Below are 17972 nucleotides of genomic sequence, written 5' to 3' on the forward strand. Positions count from 1 at the left end.
AGAATTAACCGCGTGGCGTAAAGCCATAATGTTTGAAGATGGCCGAGGCCGCAGACGTTTTCAGGTAATCATAAAACGCGGTGACTTCAGCATTCTCATGGCCTTTAACAATCGCCATCGGATATTCGACCGGTTTGTGACTGGAAGCCGGGAACACACCGACCACTTTCACTTTCTGGCTGGCCAGTGCATCGGAACCGTAAACAATACCCAGCGGGGCTTCTTCGCGTTCAACCAAAGCCATGGCGGCGCGAACGTCACTGGCGCGGGCCAGTTTCGGCTCAAGCGTAGCCCAGGCACCCAGTTTTTGCAGCGCTTCCTTGGCATAAATCCCGGCCGGTACATGGTCCGGATCCCCCACGGCCAGACGGCTGTCGCCTAATAATTGGGTCCATTCGGTTTTGTCGCTGATATCAACGTTGTCGATTTTACTGGCTTTCGCGGCTATCAGAACCAGATCGTTACCGAGCAGCGTGTAGCGGGTATTCTCCACGATCTGCTGCTTCTTAATGCTGTAATCCATCCATTGCTGATCGGCTGAAATAAACAGGTCGGCCGGTGCGCCCTGCTCAATCTGGCGGGCCAGCGTCGAGGAGGAGGCGAACGAAGAAACGACCTGCACGCCTTTCTCTTTCTGATACTGCGACGCAATGTCCTGCATGGCATTGGTCAGCGACGCGGCTGCAAAGACGGTGATTTTATCTGCGGCCTGTGCCTGAACGGTAAAGCCGGCGACCAGCACAGTAGCGGTCAACATTTTGCCCCAAGAAGTCTTCATTTTTAATCTCTCCATTGATAGTGCGCCTCGTTATATAGGCGTTAATATAGCGCGGAAACCGGGGTTGTCATCTGATTTGTCGGCAGGAATTTGAAGAACGTAATGGTTATTGATCTGGACCATAAAAAAACCCGGCGCAAGGGCCGGGCTTCTGAATCTGATGACGCTTTTTTAACGCTGTTGCGGCTGTTCGCGTTTTTCTTTGGAGTGGCCAACGTTAGAGATAACGTTAAAGACTGAGCCCATTCCCCAAATCAGACCTAAGATCACCGCGATGAAAACCGGAACCATGATCGCAGCGAAAATTAAACTTTCTAAAAGTTCTAACATGATAGCCTCACTTAACTGGCTGACACTCGCCTGAATGGCGGTGATAAAACATACCTGTCAGCGATAATAGCAGCCCCGACACGAGATTACTTTAGCTTTTAACCAACTTCGCCGGGCAAAACGCCCGAGGTGGTTTATGTCACTGCGCGGATCGGCGACAATGCTGGAATCGCCTTTAAAGGAAGCCCGTTATGCAAGCTGAAATCCTGTTAACGCTCAAACTCCAGCAGAAAATTTTCGCCGACCCGCGCCGTATAGAATTGCTCAAGCAGATCAAAGTGACCGGTTCTATCAGTCAGGGCGCGAAGCTGGCGGGTATCAGCTATAAAAGTGCCTGGGATGCCATCAACGAAATGAATCAGCTGGCGGACCAGACGCTGGTGGAACGCAGCACCGGCGGCAAAGGCGGTGGCGGAGCCATCATTACTCACTACGGCGACAGGCTGATTCAGCTGTATGACCTGCTTGCACAAATTCAGCAGAAAGCCTTCGACGTCTTAAAAGAAGATACGTTGCCCCTCGACAGTCTGCTGGCCGCCATTTCCCGTTTCTCACTGCAAACTAGCGCGCGTAATCAGTTCTTCGGCAACGTGGTCGGGCGCGACCATCAGGCAGTCCAGCAGCACATCGAGGTATTACTCAATGATGGCAAAACCCGCATCCGGGCTGCCGTCACCCAACAGAGTGCCGATCGTCTGACACTGTCACCGGGTAAAGAGGTGCTGGTGCTGATCAAAGCGCCGTGGATAACACTGACCGCGCAGCCCGTGAATACGCACAACTCGCTGGCCGGTACCGTGCTGAGCATTCAGCGCGGTAGCGACAACAGCGAAGTTCTGGTGACGCTGGAAGGCGGCGAAACCTTATGTGCCACTGTCGCCGAAGCCGACGTGTCCCGTCTGGCGCTGAAAGAAGGCCAAAATGTCTTTGCCGGATTTGATGATGATAAGGTGATCGTCGCCACGCTGTGCTAGAAAAATGATTTTAATTCAGCATCTTGCACAATGAGATTTGACAGTTTGCAGAATTGTCAATTGACTTCACATAGTGATGCGCTTATCCCTTAATTCATAATATAACGCATCAATATCGCTATATTGCGCGGTGTAGCCAGGCGGGAACTGAGTGAATCCCTGGGAGCTTAGTACACTAAGCTCCCAGGGTGAGCAAAGGAAGCTAACGCAGCGGCAACGTGCAAGATGGCGGTATTAAGGGATATAAAATGGCATCGTTGTTTATCTCGCAAGGCGTTTACCGCCTGAGCGACACCCGCACCCTTCAGCTTTCTGAATTACGCATTAATCAGGGCGAAAGCTGGGCTTTTGTCGGCTCAAACGGCAGCGGGAAATCCGCCCTTGCCCGTGCGCTGGCGGGCGAACTGGTGATGCTAAAGGGCGAAAGCCACAGCGATTTCAACAACGCAGTGCGTCTCTCATTCGAACAGTTGCAGAAACTGGTGGAAGAAGAGTGGCAGCGCAATAACACCGACCTGCTCAGCCCCGGCGAAGAAGACACCGGCCGCACCGCCGCTGAAATGATTCAGGAACAGGTCAAAGATCCCCAGCGCTGTGCGCGGCTTGCCGCCCAATTTGGCATCAGTAAACTGCTCGATCGCCGCTTCAAATATCTCTCCACCGGTGAAACCCGCAAAACGCTGCTGTGTCAGGTGTTAATGCAACAACCCGACCTGCTGGTGCTGGACGAGCCGTTCGACGGGCTGGATGTCAATGCGCGCGCGCAGTTGGCGGAACTGCTGGCAGGTCTGTCGCAGCAGGGCCAAACGGTGGTGCTGGTGCTCAACCGCTTCGATGATATTCCTGACTTTGTGCAGCATGTGGGCGTACTGGCTGATTGCACACTGGCGACGGTTGGCCCGCGTGAAACCGTGATGGCGCAGGCGCTGGTGGCACAACTGGCGCACAGTGAAAATCTCAAAGGGATGGCGCTGCCCGAATCAGAAGATCCGACCCAGCGCGTCCGCCCTCCCGCTGCTGGCCCGCTTATCGTGCTGCGCAACGGCGTGGTGGAATATAACGATCGCCCCATTTTGCATCATCTCAGTTGGCAGGTGGACCCCGGCCAGCACTGGCAGATTGTCGGCGAAAACGGCGCGGGGAAATCGACGTTACTCAGTCTTATCACCGGTGACCACGCTCAAGGGTACAGTAATGACCTGACGCTGTTTGGCCGCCGCCGTGGCAGTGGCGAAACCATCTGGGACATTAAACGCCACATCGGCTACGTCAGCAGCAGCCTGCATCTCGATTACCGCGTCAGTTCCAGCGTGCGCAATGTCATTACCTCGGGCTTCTTTGACTCCATCGGTATTTATCAGGCCGTTTCCGACCGTCAGTATTTTTTAACCAGCCAGTGGCTGGAGCTGCTCGGTCTTGGTGGCAATAAAGCAGATACGCCTTTCCATAGCCTGTCATGGGGGCAGCAACGTCTGGCGCTGATTGCCCGCGGTCTGGTAAAACACCCGGCTCTGCTTATTCTGGATGAACCGTTGCAGGGACTGGACCCGATCAACCGCCAACTGGTACGCCGCTTTGTTGATGTGTTAATTGGCGAAGGAGATACCCAGTTGCTGTTCGTGTCGCATCACGCTGAGGACGCGCCGGAGTGCATCACCCACCGTTTATCGTTTATCCCGGACGGTGATATCTACCGGTATCAGCTGGATGAACTGAAGTAAGAATTTCAAAAAATCTACGGAAATAGTTCTTTATTTCCGTAGATATCTTCTTCGTGTAATCGATTACACACTTTGCCTGACAGCCTTCTCCTCTTCCTCCAACGCTCCCTGCCCTGACTGTCTTAACCCTGCTGCCAGTGGTAAACTAACAATGTAAGCGATTCCATATTCTTGGGCACAGATCACCTTTTTCAGCGATACCGCGTGATATTGTTGTCATTACTTCACAATCGAGGAGCAATTATGTACGTCTTAGTCACTGGTGGTAGCGGTTACATTGGCAGCCATACCTGCGTGCAATTAATTGATGCGGGTTATACACCCATCATTTTAGATAATCTTCATAACAGTAAAGCCAGCGTGCTGGAGCGAATTAACACACTGTCAGGCAAAACGCCGCTGTTCTATGAAGGTGATGTACGTGACCGCGCCATCCTCGACCAGATTTTCAGCGAGCACAAAATCCATTCCGTGATCCACTTTGCGGGCTGGAAAGCCGTGGGTGAGTCCGTCGCCAAGCCGCTGGAATACTACGACAACAACGTCACCGGAACTCTGGTACTGCTCGAAGCGATGCGCGCAGCTGACGTGAAGAACTTTATTTTCAGCTCATCTGCGACGGTCTATGGCGATCAGCCGAAAACCCCGTATGTCGAAGATTTCCCGACCGGTAATCCGTCCAGCCCTTACGGGCGCAGCAAGCTGATGGTCGAACAAATCCTCGAAGACGTGCAGCGTGCCGAACCGCAATGGAGCATGACGCTGCTGCGCTATTTCAACCCGGTCGGTGCGCATCCGTCAGGCCTGATGGGCGAAGACCCGCAGGGCGTTCCAAACAACCTGATGCCGTTTATCGCGCAGGTTGCCGTGGGCCGCCGTGAGTCGGTATCCATTTTCGGCAATGACTATCCGACCCCGGATGGCACTGGCGTGCGTGATTACATCCACGTAGTGGATCTGGCTGACGGCCACATCGCAGCGATGAAAACACTGAGCGACAAAGCCGGTGTGCACATTTACAACCTCGGTGCCGGTTACGGACACAGCGTGCTGGAAGTGGTGAACGCCTTCAGCAAAGCCTGTGGCAAACCGGTGAAGTACCATTTCGCCCCGCGCCGCGACGGTGACCTGCCCGCTTACTGGGCCGATCCAACCAAAGCCGCCAAGGAACTGAACTGGCGCGTCAGCCGTACGCTGGAAGATATGGCCAACGACACCTGGTTGTGGCAGTCGAAGAATCCACAAGGGTATCCGGACTAAGCGCCAGATATCTGCCCGAATAAAGGAAGAGGTATGTCAGAATTCAACCCGATCGATCATCCGCATCGTCGCTATAACCCGTTGACTGACCAGTGGATCCTGGTCAGCCCGCACCGGGCCAAGCGTCCGTGGCAGGGCCAGCAGGAAACGCCGTCGCAGGAGACCCTGCCACAGCACGATCCCGACTGTTTTCTTTGTCCGGGCAATACCCGCGTCACCGGGGACGTGAATCCGGATTACACCGGCACGCACGTCTTCACCAATGATTTTGCCGCGCTGATGCCGGATACGCCTTTCGCGCCCGAAAGTCACGATCCGTTGATGCGAATTCAGAGCGCACGCGGGACCAGCCGCGTGATCTGTTTTTCGCCCGATCACAGTAAAACATTGCCGCAGCTCTCCGTCGCGGCGCTGGAAGAGGTGGTGAAAACCTGGCAGGAACAGAGCGCGGATTTGGGCAAAACTTACCCGTGGGTGCAGGTATTTGAGAACAAAGGCGCGGCAATGGGTTGCTCGAATCCGCATCCTCATGGGCAGATCTGGGCCAACAGCTTCCTGCCGAATGAAGCCGAACGCGAAGATCGCTTGCAGCGTACTTATTTGCAGGAACAGGGCTCGCCGATGCTGGTCGATTACGCACAGCGCGAGTTGTCCGACGGCAGCCGTACCGTGGTGGAAACAGAGCACTGGCTGGCCGTGGTCCCGTACTGGGCGGCGTGGCCGTTCGAAACTCTGCTGTTGCCGAAAGCCCATATTCAGCGCATCACCGATCTTGGCGACGCACAGCGCACTGATTTAGCGCTGGCGCTGAAAAAACTGACCAGCCGCTACGACAATCTGTTCCAGTGCTCGTTCCCTTATTCGATGGGATGGCACGGCGCGCCTTATACGGAAGGTGACCAGAGCCACTGGCAGTTGCATGCACATTTTTATCCGCCGCTGTTACGTTCGGCGTCGGTACGTAAATTCATGGTCGGCTACGAAATGCTGGCTGAAACCCAACGCGACCTGACCGCGGAACAAGCGGCCGAGCGTCTGCGGGCGGTGAGTGATGTTCATTATCGTGAAGCCGGAGTGAAATGATGAAACTGAAAAACAAAACCCTGGAAATCTTTGAGCAGAAATTTGGCTACCCGGCCACCATCACCATCAAAGCTCCGGGCCGCGTCAATCTTATCGGCGAACATACCGATTATAACGATGGCTTCGTTCTGCCCTGCGCGATTGACTACGAAACAGTGATCGCCTGCGCTCAGCGCAACGACCGCCAGATCCGCATCATCGCGGCGGATTATGACAATGAAGAGGACGTGTTCTCTCTTGATGAACCCATCCTCAGCAGCAAAACCCATCCGTGGGCTAATTATGTACGCGGCGTGGTGAAACACCTTCTGCAACGCAATAAAGATTTCTCCGGTGCCGACATGGTCGTCAGCGGTAACGTCCCACAGGGCGCAGGTCTGAGCTCTTCCGCATCGCTGGAAGTGGCCGTCGGGCAGGCACTGAAATCCCTGTATAACCTGCCGCTCGACGGCGTGGCGCTGGCGCTGAATGGTCAGGAAGCGGAAAACCAGTTTGTTGGCTGTAACTGCGGGATCATGGATCAGTTGATTTCCGCCCTCGGCAAACAGGATCATGCGCTGTTAATCGACTGCCGCTCGCTGGAAACCCGCGCGGTCTCCATGCCGGAAAACGCCGCCGTGGTTATTATCAACTCCAACGTTAAACGCGGTCTGGTCGACAGCGAATACAACGCCCGCCGTGAACAGTGCGAAACCGCAGCCCGCTTCTTTGGGGTCAAAGCGCTGCGCGACGTGGATCCTTCGCTGTTCTTCTCGATTGCCGACGAACTGGATCCGGTGGTTTCCCGCCGTGCCCGCCACGTTATCACCGAGAACGATCGTACGGTGGCCGCTGCGGATGCGCTGGCCGCAGGCGACCTGAAACGTATGGGCGAACTGATGGCAGAGTCCCATGCATCGATGCGTGATGATTTCGAAATCACCGTTCCGCCTGTTGATACTCTGGTTGAGATCGTTAAAGGCGTGATTGGCGACAAAGGCGGCGTGCGTATGACTGGCGGCGGTTTTGGAGGGTGCATCGTGGCGCTGATCCCGGCTGAGCTGGTGGACGCAGTACGCGATACTGTTGCCCGTGAGTATCCGGCGCAAACCGGCCTGAAAGAGACATTTTATGTCTGCACCGCTTCGCAGGGAGCAGGCATATGCTGAAGCCGGAAAATACGCTGTTAGCCCCTGACGGCGAACCTTTCGCGCTGGTCACGCTGAAAAATGCAGCGGGAATCACCGCCACGTTCATGGACTGGGGTGCCACCTGGCTGTCGCTGGAATTACCGCTGGCTGATGGCGAAACCCGCGAACTGCTGCTGGGCTGTGAAAATCCGCAGGCTTACGTCAACCAGAGCGCCTACCTCGGCGCCACGGTCGGGCGTTACGCCAACCGCATTGCCCGTTCGCAGTTTCAGATCGACTGCAAACCGCACCTGCTGGTCGCCAATCAGGGCGTGCACCAGCTGCACGGCGGGCCGGAGGGTTTCCACGCGCGGCGCTGGAAAATCCTGTCGCAAAGCGCGAAGAAGGTGAGTTTCCAGCTGTTTTCCCCAGATGGCGATCAAGGCTATCCGGGTGATATGACAGCTGAAGTGCAGTATCAGCTGACGGACGATAACCGGCTGGAGATCCGCTATAAAGCCACGGTGGATAAGCTCTGCCCGGTAAATCTGACCAATCACGCCTATTTTAATCTCGACGGTGAAGGTAAAGATGCGCGCCAGCAGACCCTGCAACTGTTTGCTGACCGTTTCCTGCCTATCGACAGCGACGGTATTCCCTGCGCAGACCCGACGCCCGTTGAACACACTGGAATGAATTTCAACGTGCCAAAAACACTGGCCAAAGACTTTCTCATCGACCGCGATCAGCAGCGGGTGAAAGGCTACGACCACGCTTATTTGCTCAACCGCGGCTGCAACAGCGGCGAACATCCGGCGGCGCATTTGTGGTCAGCGGACGGTAAAGTGAAAATGAGCGTGTTTACCACCGCTCCGGCGCTCCAGCTTTACAGCGGCAATTTCCTCGGCGGCACCCCCAACCGCACCGGCGGCGAATATGCCAGCTATCAGGGCGTCGCATTGGAGAGTGAATTCCTGCCCGACAGCCCGAACCACTCGACCTGGCCACAACCAAGCTGCTGGATCAAACCCGGTCAGATCTACCGTTCACAAACGGTTTATCAATTTTTCGCATTATAAGCTGAAGTGATGTGATCCCCGCGGGGCCGCAAGGCCCTGTTTTAACAGCCCCCATTCCGCTTACCCCCCTGAAATGTGACCGTTCACTCATCCTCCTTCGCTTTTTTTAGGCTAAAGCACGTCACTCCATCTACTCTTAGGGAGTGTCCTGCCAATGGGACGTCTGATAAGGAATCTGTTATGCGTTTAACCGTGATTTTACCTCTGCTGACCACGTTATTCATCGGCGGTTCGGCGCTGGCTGCCGACACTGCGAAAGCCCCTTCTGCGGCGCAGGCTGCCCAACGTCAAAAAATGACTGACTGTAATCAACAGGCCACCAGCCAGGCGCTCAAAGGTGATCAGCGTAAAACCTTTATGAGTCACTGCCTGAAAGCAGAAACCAAACCCGATCAGAAAATGACCGAGCAGCAGAACAAAATGAAAACCTGTAATGCCGATGCAGGGAAAAAGGATCTCAAAGGCGATGCCCGTAAGACCTTTATGAGTACCTGTCTGAAAAAAGCCAGCTAACGGCTGAAGTGAACTCTTAAATTCGCTATGGTGAAGGGACTTCGAGCGGCGCAGGCGGCAATGCAGCGCACAATCAGATTGCCGTCTGCGGCGCTCAGGCCATATAATGATAAGCGTTATCATTGAAAATTCAGTTAATTGAGGAGTTTAGCTATGGCTGTAACCAAGCTGGTTCTGGTAAGACACGGCGAAAGTGAGTGGAACAAAGAAAACCGTTTTACCGGTTGGCATGATGTTGATTTGTCTGACAAAGGCCGTACCGAAGCGAAAGCTGCCGGTCAGTTGCTGAAAGACGAAGGCTTCCATTTCGACTTCGCTTACACCTCTGTGCTGAAACGTGCCATCCATACTTTGTGGAGCGTTCTGGACGAACTGGATCAGCCATGGCTGCCAGTTGAGAAATCCTGGAAACTGAACGAACGTCATTACGGCGCGTTGCAGGGTCTGGATAAAGCAGAAACCGCAGCAAAATACGGTGACGAGCAAGTTAAACAATGGCGTCGTGGCTTTGCCGTGACTCCGCCAGAACTGGATCGCGCCGACGAGCGCTTCCCGGGCCACGATCCGCGTTACGCGAAACTGTCTCAGGCAGAACTGCCAACAACGGAAAGTCTGGCACTGACCATCGACCGCGTTATTCCTTTCTGGACCGACGTTATCAAACCACGTATCGAAAGCGGTGAGCGCGTGATCATCGCCGCACACGGCAACTCCCTTCGTGCGCTGGTTAAATATCTGGATAACCTGAGCGAAGACGAAATTCTTGAACTGAACATTCCTACCGGTGTGCCATTGGTTTACGAATTCGACGAAAACTTCAAACCGATTAAACGTTACTATCTGGGCAATGCCGACGAAATCGCAGCGAAAGCCGCGGCCGTAGCAAACCAGGGTAAAGCGAAGTAATTTCGTCACGCCTGCATTTGATTGCAGAAACAGAAAAGGGATAGCGAAAGCTGTCCCTTTTTTTATGTTTTTCAGTGATAAAGTAGGGGCATATTTATCCCTACAGGAATGAGTTATGTCCCGCGCTGACGTCAAATCAGAAGAAAACCCTCAGCCCGCAGAGAGTTCCAACCGTAGTGCCGGAATTTCCCCCATGGCACTGCTGGTGGCCGGGGCTTTTTTTATGGAGTTTCTGGACGGCACCGTCATTGCCACGGCCTTACCCAGTATGGCGTTGTCGTTTGGCGTGTCGGCGGTGGATTTAAATATCGGCATCAGCGCCTATTTGCTGACACTGGCGGTGCTTATCCCTGCCAGTGGGTGGATAGCTGAACGTTTCGGTGCCCGAAACGTCTTCAGCGCAGCCTTGCTTATCTTCACACTCTCATCGTTATTTTGCGGGCTCGCAAACAGCGTCACTGATTTTGTCATTATGCGCATTATTCAGGGCATCGGCGGTGCAATGATGGTGCCGGTGGGACGGCTGGCGGTATTGCGCAGTACCTCGAAGGATCAGCTGATTAAGGCGATAGCCACACTGACCTGGCCGGCGCTGGTCGCGCCTATTCTCGGGCCACCACTTGGCGGCTTCATTACCACGTATGCCAGCTGGCACTGGATATTTTTCATTAATGTTCCGCTGGGCGCGTTGGCCATTCTCTTAGCCTGGCGGCTGATCCCCAATACCACCGCAGCGGCCAAGCAGCCCTTCGACATTAAAGGCTTCATTGCCATGGGTGTGGCAATGCTGTGTTTAGTGATCGGGCTTGAACTGTGCAGCCAGCAACAGGTTAATCTCACTTACGCGCTGCTGCTGTTAGCCGCAGGCGGTATCGCGCTGTGGATGGCGGTCAGGCATCTGCGTGATGCCCGCTTCCCGATGATCCGGCTAGGTTCGCTGAAGGTGAACAGCTTTAAGGTCACCATGCGCGGCGGGTTTATTTTCCGTACTACCATCAGCGCGGTGCCTTTTATGTTACCGCTGATGTTTCAGGTTGGGTTCGGGATGGATGCCTTTCAGTCGGGTATTCTGGTGCTGGCCGTGTTCGCCGGCAATCTGATGATGAAACCGGCCACCACGCCGTTGATCCGCCATTTCGGCTTTAAAAAACTACTGATCGGCAACGGGCTGCTCAGCGCCCTCTCCCTGCTGGTATGCGCCTTTCTCACGCCCTCCAGTCCGGTTATATTGACAATGGTGATGCTTTTCTGGGGCGGACTGTGCCGCTCAATGCAATTTACCGGGATCAGCACGCTGGCCTTTGCCGAAGTGCCAGACACGGAAATGAGTTCAGCCAATACCTTATTCAGTACGTCATTACAGCTGGCGGCGGGTCTTGGTGTCACGCTCGGTGCGCTCAGTATCAGGGCGGGAGAATTTATCGCATTGGAAGCAGGGCTGACGGCGGTGCCGGGTATCGCTTTCCGGTTGGGATTTGTGATTATTGCCGCGGTGACAGCGCTGGCGGTGATCGACATCGCCCGTTTGGCACCCGATGCGGGTATTGCCGTATCGCGCAAAAGCAAAAAATGAAAAAGCCCCGTTCAACGGGGCTCAGTAAACATGTTTCTATTGTGCCGGATTAACCGCGACGTGCTTTGACCGCATTGGCCAGTTCACGCAGCAGAACTTCGGTATCTTCCCAGCCGATGCAGGCATCGGTCACGCTCTGGCCGTAAGTCAGAGGTTCGCCGCTGTCGAGGTTTTGATTGCCTTCGACCAGATGGCTTTCTACCATCACGCCGATAATAGACTGCTCACCGTTGGCCAGCTGACCGCAAACGTCGGTACAGACTTCCATCTGTTTTTTGAACTGTTTGCTGCTGTTGGCATGGCTGAAGTCGATCATGATCTGCGCGGGTAAACCGCCTTTTTTCAGGCCTTCTTTCACTTCTTTCACATCTTCGGCGCTGTAGTTCGGTTTTTTGCCACCACGCAAAATGATGTGGCAGTCGTTGTTGCCGCTGGTGCTGACAATCGCCGAGTGGCCCCATTTGGTGACTGACAGGAAGCAATGCGGCGCACCGGCTGCGTTAATGGCGTCGATAGCCACTTTAATGGTGCCATCTGTGCCGTTTTTGAAGCCAACTGGACAGGAGAGACCTGAAGCCAGTTCGCGGTGAACCTGAGATTCCGTCGTACGGGCACCGATAGCGCCCCAGCTCATCAGATCGGCCAAATATTGCGGCGTGATCATATCGAGGAATTCACCGGCAGCCGGTAAACCTGAATCATTAATATCCAGCAACAATTTGCGTGCAATACGCAGGCCATCATTAATCTGATAGCTATTGTTCATATGCGGGTCATTAATCAGCCCTTTCCAGCCCACGGTCGTACGCGGTTTTTCAAAATATACGCGCATGACGATTTCCAGTTCGCCACGCAACTCTTCGCGCATAGTCAGCAAACGGGCGGCGTACTCTTTCGCGGCTTTAGGATCATTAATTGAACAGGGACCAATGACAACGAGTAAACGATCATCGTTTCCTTTCAGTATCTTATGAATAGCATTACGGGCCTGAGATACTGTTTTTGCTGCTTTGTCGGTCGCCGGGAATTTCTCCAGGAGCGCTACCGGAGGCAAAAGTTCCTGAATTTCTTTGATGCGTAAATCGTCGTTTTGATAATTCATAACTGTTCCATTGGGTCTTTCAAAATGAAGGCGTAGCGAAATGCTGAACGCGTCCAATCTAGCCGCATTGCGCGCTGGTGTAAATGCACTTTAAGCCTGCGAAGCCTTTACGAATAGTCTCAATAATATTGCAGCAGGCGAATCATCAGCTAGGCTTTAGACAGAGATTTTCTACAGCAACACAACGACGATATATCACAACCATAAGATGGAGAGACAAGATATGAACAAGCTTGCGATTATGATTCTTGCCGCAACAATGACGTTAGGTAGTGGTGCAGCGTTTGCAGAGGGCACTGACGCGGGTTCCAATAACGGTTCTGCGAATGAGTCCAGCAGCCCGGGCTCCATTCAAAAAATTGCCCCGAATGGTGTCGATAACAGCAAAATTAATGATACGGATAAGCCGGTGAATGAAGTCCATAAAAAGGCCCATAAAAGCACCGATAAAGCGCATCACAAAATGAGCAAGAAAACCGTCGATCACAAAAAAGCCATGTGTAAAGACGGCCGCTGTCCGGATCAGGTTCCGGGAACCAATCAGTCCAAAGCAACGGGTAACTAATAACGCACGCGATATTCGTTAGCGGAATTAATGCCTATAAGATGCATAAGGGGAGCTTCGGCTCCCTTTTTCTTCGGCGTTTGCAAGCGATCCCTCTTCAGTTATGCTGAAAGTTCTTTTATCTTTTAGCGTTGATTAACCCATGCCTACACTGTCTCTGCTGCTGGTCGACGATCACCCTTTAGTTCAGGTGGCGCTGGAGGCTGCATTGCAGAAATCAGCGTACTCGTGGCAGTTGACCAGCGTGGCCGACGATGTACAGGCCATGCAGTGTCTGACAGAGCGGGCTTTTCATCTGGTGGTTTTGGACATTGGTCTGCCACAGGTGGATGGCTTACAACTGATGAAACGAATGCTGCGCCACTACCCTGCGCTGAACATCGTGATTTACACCGCGCAGGAAGAGGATGTCTACGCCCGTCTGGCACAAAATGGCGGAGCCTGCGGGTTTGTCAGTAAAGGCCAGCCGATGGACCGGTTGGTCGCCGCAGTCGATGCCGTCAGCCAGGGAGACCGCTTCTTTCCGTTATGGCTTCCTCAAGCGGCCCCGGCTGAGTCCGCTGAACCGCAGGTCTTAACCCCGAAAGAGTTACAGGTGATCGGTTTGCTGGCGCAGGGACTCTCGAATTTGCAGATAGCCCAGATGCTGAATATCAGCAATAAAACCGTCAGCACCCACAAGAACAGTATTCTGCGAAAAACCGGTGCCAGTAATCTGCTTGAACTGGCGGCGGTATACAGAGAGTTGCAGCAGTGAAATCTCTGTGTCACGCCTGCTGGCTACTGATCTTTTTGCTGACCGGTGTTCCCGTTCTGGCGGCCCCTGTCCCGCTGCATCTGGCGAATAACCTGAGTTTACCCACCGATGTGTTGCTCAGCGGCGTGAAGAACCCGTGGCGCGGAAAAACGCTGCGTATCGGTATTCTAAGTGACAATACCAGCCCGTATAACATTCTGATCGACAATGATTATTATGGTCTGAACGCAGATTATCTGAGCTATGTGCAGCAGGTCACGGGCATTACCCTCGATCTGCGCGGCTACCCTTCCCTCGCTGCGTTACAAAATGCCCTGACGCAGGGCGATATCGATCTCTTTTACGGTGTCCCGCTCAGTGCGCTGCCGTCGGGTATGTGGGCGTCCAAGCCTTATTACATCAGCCCGCTACGCGTCCTGCGCAACCGGCAGAATAACCGTCAGATTATGGTGAATTCCCACGATGCACAGATAGCGATCAGCAAAATGACCGGTATGCAGGCCTACGAGCGCATCCGTAAGCTGACCCCGGACGTTCATCTGTTTGACAATAATTTGCAGGCGATCTACTCCCTGCTCAACGGCAAAAGTGATTATCTGATTGCTGATGAAGCCAGTGCCAGTTTTATCGTTGATCAACTGCAGCTCGGCCAGATTTACCGCATTGAAAGTGCGCTGGATTTCGGCACCCTCTCTTTCGTGTTCGCCAGTAATAATCCTACCCTGCTCGGGGTGCTGAATCAGACGATCTCCGGCACACCGATGGGGGTGATGAATACGCTTCAGGGCCGCTGGAACAAACCGATTCCACGCTATCTGGATGCAGGTAATGCCTCGCTCACCCCGCTCGAAGAACAGTGGGCTCGTCTGCATCGCCGCGTGCCCTATGCCGCGACAGAGAACAATTATCCCTTCGTCTACCGCGGCTCTGACGGTGAGCCACACGGCTTTGTGGTCGATATTCTTAATATCATTGCGCAGAATACCGGCCTGACGTTTAAGCCGGTGTGGGCGCGTGATCCGCAGCAGGCCGACGCGCTGGTCAGTCAGGGGAAGGCGCTGTTTCGCGCTGTATTACCGCTGTCGCCAGATTCGCGCGACCGTTACCGAAGCAGTATGCCGTTCCACCGTTCACTGTGGGGTGTTTATATTCGCCAGAACAACGACAGTGTCTCCACATGGCAGGATCTGGCAGGCAAACGCATTGGCGTGATGCGTGGAGATCTGGCGACAACACTCATCCCCGCCGGGGATCTGCGTGTGGAATTCAATGACGCTCAGGCGCTGTACGATGCACTGGCGAACGGTAAGATTGATGCCTTGGCGGATAACATTGTGTCCGCCAATTTCATCTCCCTGTCGCGCTACGCCGGGGCTATAAAACTGGCCTTTGCTGCCAACAATGTTTCTTATCCGATCTCCTTCGGCGTGAGTTTGCACTCCCCTTTACTGTTGTCGATTCTGGATAAAAATCTGCAACAGATCCCGCCACAGACCTTACAATCGCTGCGTGATGAATGGACCAGCGACCGGCGTAACCTGATTGACGCCGTCAACGATAACCGCATGCAACCGCAAACCACCTGGCTGCTGAGTCTGCTGGCTGCGGTTGTTTTGATATTGCTGCTGCTTCTGGCGCGCCGTCTGTGGCTGCAACGTCGTGAACGACGCAAAGAGCGGGATGAGAGAAACCGGCTGGAACTGGCGCGGCAGCAGGCCGAGACGGCGAACCGTAATAAAAGTCAATTTCTGGCAACGCTCAGCCATGAACTGCGCACGCCAATGCATGCGATCCTCGGTCTGCTGGAACTGGAACTTCAGCGCCAGACACCGCCTGGAGAGAACTTGCCGCTGATCTACAGTTCGGCCTCATCACTGATGAATCTGCTTAATGATTTGCAGGACTACGCCCGCCTCGACACCGGTACACTGACACTTTCCCCCAAACCCCTGTCTCCGGTTAGCTGGCTGGAACAACTGAGGCATCTGTACCCCCCGCTGATTGGCCTGAGGCCGGTCAGTTTTGAGGTCAAATCCCTGACGCCGTTGCCGGAAATGCTGTTGATCGACGGCGACCGTCTAATGCAGCTGATGAATAATCTGATCGGTAATGCCATTAAATTCACGGCACGTGGGAAAATCAGCGTCGTCGTCAGTTGGCGGGAAGCGGCAAAGAGTGGCGGATTGCTGGACATTGTGGTCAGTGATACCGGCTGCGGGATTGAACACGATGAGATCGATAAACTGTTCGAACCCTACTATCGCGGTCAGGGCGCGCAGCGGTTTTCCGTTCATGGCAGCGGCCTTGGGCTCTCCGTTTGCAAAGAGATCGTTGAGAAAATGGCAGGCACACTCTGTCTAAACTCTCAGCCCGATAAAGGCACAGAGGTTCGCGTCGTTCTGCCAGCACCTCTGGTCCGGACGCCAGCGCTGACCGCGCCATCTGAGCCGCACCTTTCGGTGGCAGCAGAATTGCATGTAGCCGTGATTGACGATCATCCTACCAATTTGCTGTTAATGCAGCGCCAGCTTGCTTCGTTCGGTATCAACGCCACGGTCTTCGATAATGGCCGTGCTTTCCTGCAAGCCCATGCCACAACGCCTTTCGGGGTACTGTTTATCGATTACAATATGCCTCGCCCGGACGGTCTTCTGCTTGCCAAACTGGTACGACGCCATGAGCGTCAGCATCCGCAACAAACGCGCAGCCAGATTATTCTTTGCTCCGCCGATGTGCAGGAGTTCACCCAATTGCCACTCAGTCACCTAAATGTAGAACACTGCCTGACCAAACCAATTTCTCTCAATGACCTTCGTCGTGTGCTGTTACCCACCTGCACGTCTTTTGGTGATCTGCCGGATCGGCTCGTGCAGACCAGTAATCAGGATCCGCAACTGATCGCACGCCTGACACAGACACTTCAACAGACGCTCATGGAAGATCACCAGAATGCAGAAATGGCCTATCAGCGCGGAGATATCAACACGCTCAAAGATGCCGCTCATCGTATCAAAGGCAGCCTGCTGATCCTCGGTTACCCGGCGCCGGCAGCAGTTTGTCAGGAGGTTATCGTACAGTGCCAGCAAGGCAGAATTTCACACGGTGCCTATAATAGAATGCACCGGTTATCGCAGGATCTGCTGACGACGCTCAACAGTCAGATGGCATCCGGCGCGCTTCATCCGGTTTCACTTTAGATAAGGATAGGTATGTCAGCTTCGTCATTTTTACCCCAGGATAAAAATAGCCGCCGGTTACTGCTGGCATTTCTGATCACCGTGATCTTTATGGTGGTCGAGGTCATTGGCGGTTTGATCTCCGGCTCCCTCGCACTGCTGGCCGATGCCGGTCATATGCTTACCGATGCCGCGGCGCTGCTCATCGCCCTGCTGGCGGTACACTTTGCCAAACGCAAACCCAGCGCCAGCCACACCTTTGGCTACCTGCGCCTGACGACCATGGCGGCGTTTGTGAATGCGGCTGCGCTGTTGGTTATCGTTATTTTGATCGTCTGGGAAGCGATCGCCCGCTTTGTTAACCCTCAACCGGTTATGGGCGGAACCATGCTGGTGGTGGGTATTGCCGGACTGTTCGCCAATCTTTTCTCCTTCTGGTTACTGCATCAGGGAGAAGAGAAAGCCAATCTCAACGTGCGCGCTGCGGCGCTTCACGTGATGGGTGACCTGCTGGGTTCTATCGGAGCCGTCGCGGCCGCGCTTATCATCATGAAGACAGGCTGGACGCCGATTGACCCGATTCTGTCGGTGCTGGTCTCCTGTCTGGTACTGAACAATGCATGGCGCTTAATGAAAGAGAGTTTTCATGAGCTGCTCGAAGGCACGCCGCAGGAGGTGGATATTGATAAATTACGAAAAGACCTGTCCGTCACCATCCCCGAAGTGCGCAGCGTACACCACGTTCATGTATGGCAGATTGGCGAACAACGCCTGATGACATTGCATGTGCAGGTTATACCGCCGCACGACCATGATGCGCTACTCGGCCGGATACAAAAGTATCTGCTGGATAAATACCGCATCGGCCACGCCACCATTCAGATGGAATACGGCGAGTGCAGCACTCCGGATTGCCTGATTAACGAAAGCAGTGCGGCAGAAGCCGGGCATGATCATCACGGGCACAACCACAGCCACGCTCATCACCACTAATTTGTTTGGCCCTCAAACGCACAGCGCCTCCATAAAGGAGGCGCTACGATAAA

16 protein-coding genes are annotated in these 17972 nt (G+C 54.1%); 13 read left to right on the top strand and 3 right to left on the bottom strand.

The genetic code is table 11. The features are described from left to right. Positions 1–4 precede the first annotated feature (4 nt). Complete coding sequence (gene modA / locus ACZRKO_RS10485) at positions 5–778, bottom strand: molybdate ABC transporter substrate-binding protein (RefSeq protein ID WP_463737127.1); 774 nt, start codon at positions 776–778, stop codon at positions 5–7. Positions 779–949: 171 nt separating this feature from the next. Further along, positions 950–1108, bottom strand: coding sequence for an AcrZ family multidrug efflux pump-associated protein (locus tag ACZRKO_RS10490; RefSeq protein WP_463737128.1), 159 nt, complete (start codon positions 1106–1108; stop codon positions 950–952). 191 nt (positions 1109–1299) lie between these two features. Between ACZRKO_RS10490 and modE the strand changes: the two genes are divergently transcribed. The 9 genes from modE (at position 1300) to ACZRKO_RS10535 (ending at position 11326) form a co-directional block, all read left to right on the top strand. After that, the gene (gene modE, locus ACZRKO_RS10495) at positions 1300–2082 is read left to right on the top strand and encodes a molybdenum-dependent transcriptional regulator (protein WP_463737129.1); all 783 of its coding nucleotides are present in this window, start codon (positions 1300–1302) and stop codon (positions 2080–2082) included. Positions 2083–2330: 248 nt separating this feature from the next. After that, a complete protein-coding gene (gene modF / locus ACZRKO_RS10500; RefSeq protein ID WP_463737130.1) occupies positions 2331–3803 on the top strand; it encodes a molybdate ABC transporter ATP-binding protein ModF in 1473 nt (490 codons plus the stop codon). Positions 3804–4046: 243 nt separating this feature from the next. Next, a complete protein-coding gene (galE, locus tag ACZRKO_RS10505) occupies positions 4047–5063 on the top strand; it encodes a UDP-glucose 4-epimerase GalE (protein ID WP_463737131.1) in 1017 nt (338 codons plus the stop codon). Positions 5064–5096: 33 nt separating this feature from the next. Continuing rightward, positions 5097–6146 carry a galactose-1-phosphate uridylyltransferase gene (gene galT, locus ACZRKO_RS10510; protein ID WP_463737132.1) on the top strand — a complete coding sequence of 350 codons (1050 nt, stop codon included), beginning with the start codon at positions 5097–5099 and terminating at the stop codon, positions 6144–6146. After that, positions 6143–7294, top strand: coding sequence for a galactokinase (gene galK, locus ACZRKO_RS10515; RefSeq protein ID WP_463737133.1), 1152 nt, complete (start codon positions 6143–6145; stop codon positions 7292–7294). Before galT ends, galK begins: the two co-directional genes overlap by 4 nt. Continuing rightward, on the top strand, positions 7288–8334 hold the full coding sequence (galM, locus tag ACZRKO_RS10520) for a galactose-1-epimerase (RefSeq protein WP_463737134.1): 1047 nt from the start codon (positions 7288–7290) through the stop codon (positions 8332–8334). The genes galK and galM overlap by 7 nt, the downstream gene beginning before the upstream one ends. 180 nt (positions 8335–8514) lie before the next feature. Further along, on the top strand, positions 8515–8847 hold the full coding sequence (locus ACZRKO_RS10525) for a PsiF family protein (protein ID WP_463737135.1): 333 nt from the start codon (positions 8515–8517) through the stop codon (positions 8845–8847). A 153-nt stretch (positions 8848–9000) separates the two neighbouring features. Then, a complete protein-coding gene (gene gpmA, locus ACZRKO_RS10530; RefSeq protein ID WP_463737136.1) occupies positions 9001–9753 on the top strand; it encodes a 2,3-diphosphoglycerate-dependent phosphoglycerate mutase in 753 nt (250 codons plus the stop codon). 115 nt (positions 9754–9868) lie between these two features. Next, positions 9869–11326, top strand: coding sequence for an MFS transporter (locus tag ACZRKO_RS10535; RefSeq protein WP_463737137.1), 1458 nt, complete (start codon positions 9869–9871; stop codon positions 11324–11326). A 49-nt stretch (positions 11327–11375) separates the two neighbouring features. Here the strand turns inward: ACZRKO_RS10535 and aroG are convergent, their stop codons facing one another. After that, entirely contained in the window at positions 11376–12428 is a 1053-nt protein-coding gene (aroG, locus tag ACZRKO_RS10540) for a 3-deoxy-7-phosphoheptulonate synthase AroG (protein WP_463737138.1), read from the bottom strand. A 223-nt stretch (positions 12429–12651) separates the two neighbouring features. On the opposite strand from aroG, the gene ACZRKO_RS10545 reads away from it, so the two are divergent. From ACZRKO_RS10545 to zitB, 4 genes are all read left to right on the top strand, one after another. Further along, the gene (locus ACZRKO_RS10545; protein ID WP_463737139.1) at positions 12652–12993 is read left to right on the top strand and encodes a protein YbgS; all 342 of its coding nucleotides are present in this window, start codon (positions 12652–12654) and stop codon (positions 12991–12993) included. A gap of 142 nt (positions 12994–13135) precedes the next feature. Further along, positions 13136–13750 carry a response regulator gene (locus ACZRKO_RS10550; protein WP_463737140.1) on the top strand — a complete coding sequence of 205 codons (615 nt, stop codon included), beginning with the start codon at positions 13136–13138 and terminating at the stop codon, positions 13748–13750. Next, the gene (locus tag ACZRKO_RS10555; RefSeq protein WP_463737141.1) at positions 13747–16947 is read left to right on the top strand and encodes an ATP-binding protein; all 3201 of its coding nucleotides are present in this window, start codon (positions 13747–13749) and stop codon (positions 16945–16947) included. The genes ACZRKO_RS10550 and ACZRKO_RS10555 overlap by 4 nt, the downstream gene beginning before the upstream one ends. A gap of 12 nt (positions 16948–16959) precedes the next feature. Next, positions 16960–17919, top strand: a complete 960-nt coding sequence (gene zitB, locus ACZRKO_RS10560; protein WP_463737142.1) for a CDF family zinc transporter ZitB — start codon at positions 16960–16962, stop codon at positions 17917–17919. The last annotated feature ends 53 nt before the right edge of the window (positions 17920–17972 follow it).

The organism is Ewingella sp. C233 (assembly GCF_055407225.1).